Origin of the sequence: Zestomonas carbonaria (assembly GCF_904061905.1) — a bacterium.
GTDB lineage: Bacteria > Pseudomonadota > Gammaproteobacteria > Pseudomonadales > Pseudomonadaceae > Aquipseudomonas > Aquipseudomonas carbonaria.
This window is the reverse complement of the sequence record NZ_CAJFCI010000098.1, coordinates 1-538: the sequence shown is the minus strand read 5'-3', so window position 1 is coordinate 538 and position 538 is coordinate 1. Positions and strand designations below refer to the sequence as shown.

Annotated in this window: 1 protein-coding gene; it reads right to left on the bottom strand. The window is 56.3% G+C overall.

Annotation, left to right across the window (positions count from 1 at the left end):
* Nucleotides 1-538 (bottom strand): tetratricopeptide repeat protein (locus PSEWESI4_RS24625; protein ID WP_187673880.1); only part of this gene is annotated, 538 nt, incomplete at both ends.

The window sequence follows — 538 nt, the reverse complement described above, 5'->3', positions numbered from 1 at the left end:
CTGGAAATACAATAAGGCCGTATGTGTATCCTGTTCACCAGGCCTGTTGATCAGGTACTCCATGCCCAATGAGTATCCTGCCTCTGGGAGCTCCTGTGATAAGGCGCATTCGAGCATCTGCTTGCCAATGTTTTTCCCCCGGGTTCGTTCGGGCTCAGGCAGTCGAGCAAAGGTTCTTCGAAGCTCATCGCCGATGGCCCATTGTCCATAGCGGTTGCCGAGGTCGGCAGCTTTACGGTAGTAGGCCATGGCGGCGATCTTATCGGGCCTGACGCCGATACCCTGTTCCAGAAAAATTCCCATCTGGTAGTAACCATGGGGAGCGTCCATACGGATCAAGCGCTCGACCATCTCGACAGCCTTGCCTTCATCCCGTGGAACGCCAACTCCCCGTGAATACAAGATCGCCAGGTTGTTGATGGCCTTGTAGTGCCCGCGTTCGCTGGCTTGCTGGTACAGGCGGACCATTTCCGCATCGTTGGCTTCGTTGTCTTGCTTCTCGTAGGCGCGGGCCTGCTGGAACCAGATATCGGCCTCG